Here is a 747-nt window from a genome sequence, read left to right on the forward strand (position 1 = left end):
CTCTTGTTGAGGCACAAAGTTATCTTGGATTTGGCATTTGGAAATACGGCCCCGACGTACGTCTTACACAGGTCACTGATCCCGGGCCGGTCGTTCATCAACAGAGTCATCGCCAAGCGGCCTAAAATTGCCCGATGCGGGGACCCAATCAAGTGACATCGCAGATTCCACTCGACATGGCTGAAGGTGAAGATTCCCCAGCAGGGCTGCCTCGAGTGCAATTAAAGCTACAGGCCTGGACACGGTGTTTCTTCACGGAATGCCACTGTATTTTTGCTCTGTTTGAACCTGCATACCCAGTTCTCGGTATGCCTGAAGAAGTTAACAGACGACAGCCCTTGAGCGAGAAGCCGCCATTGATATCTTGCCCGAACGATAGCGGCAGCATGTGTATTGAGGAGTACGCGGCCGCGTCCGGGGAGGATATCATGAAACTTCTACTGGCCGTTTCGCGCGCCATTGATGCTGCCAATTCAGCAATTGGCAAAGCAATTTCCTGGCTGCTTCTAGCGGCTATTTTCATTAGCGCCATCAACGCGATCATGCGCAAGGCGTTTTCTATGAGCTCAAACGCCTGGCTTGAATCACAGTGGTATTTGTTCTCTGCGGTGTTCCTCATTGCTGCCGCCTACACGCTTCTTAACAACGAGCATGTGAAGGTTGACCTAGTCTACGGAAATCTTCCGCGCAAAGGGCAACTGTGGGTCGACATTCTCGGGACGATCTTCTTCCTCCTGCCTTTCTGCC

The 747-nt window shown here is 52.1% G+C and carries 1 protein-coding gene; it reads left to right on the top strand.

The window, feature by feature from the left end; translation table 11 throughout:
• Positions 1-428: 428 nt before the first annotated feature.
• Positions 429-747 (top strand): TRAP transporter small permease subunit (locus AB4Z23_RS27425; protein ID WP_441361179.1); only part of this gene is annotated, 319 nt, incomplete at its 3' end.

Origin of the sequence: Agrobacterium sp. MCAB5 (genome assembly GCF_052114365.1) — a bacterium.
In the GTDB taxonomy this organism is placed as follows: domain Bacteria; phylum Pseudomonadota; class Alphaproteobacteria; order Rhizobiales; family Rhizobiaceae; genus Agrobacterium; species Agrobacterium tumefaciens.